Below are 255 nucleotides of genomic sequence, written 5' to 3'. Positions count from 1 at the left end.
TCAAGGAGTACATCGCTAGCCGCGCCGAGGTGTACATGAGTGAGAAGGTCGACTATCACGGCCAATCGAAGGACGAGTCGAAGGACAGCTACAACTGGCGCGAATCAGGCCCGCGCCTCACCGTTCTGATGAAGCTCTACATCAAGGACACGCTCGAGAAGAGTGCGAAGTCAGCGATCAATGACGTGAACAAGGTCATCGCCAAGAACATCGAACAAGCGGCCAAGGACGCAATCACGTCCTGCGCAGCATCGC

The 255-nt window shown here is 56.1% G+C and carries 1 protein-coding gene; it reads left to right on the top strand.

Going from position 1 to position 255, the window contains the following annotated elements; all coding sequences use genetic code 11:
* Positions 1–35 precede the first annotated feature (35 nt).
* Positions 36–255: hypothetical protein (locus L6D63_RS28560; protein ID WP_236170529.1), on the top strand; the 220-nt coding region annotated here is incomplete at its 3' end.

This window comes from Pseudomonas parakoreensis (genome assembly GCF_021602155.1).
In the GTDB taxonomy this organism is placed as follows: Bacteria; Pseudomonadota; Gammaproteobacteria; order Pseudomonadales; family Pseudomonadaceae; genus Aquipseudomonas; species Aquipseudomonas parakoreensis.
The sequence above is the reverse complement of the archived record's forward strand: the minus strand, read 5'-3'. Positions and strand labels throughout refer to the sequence as shown.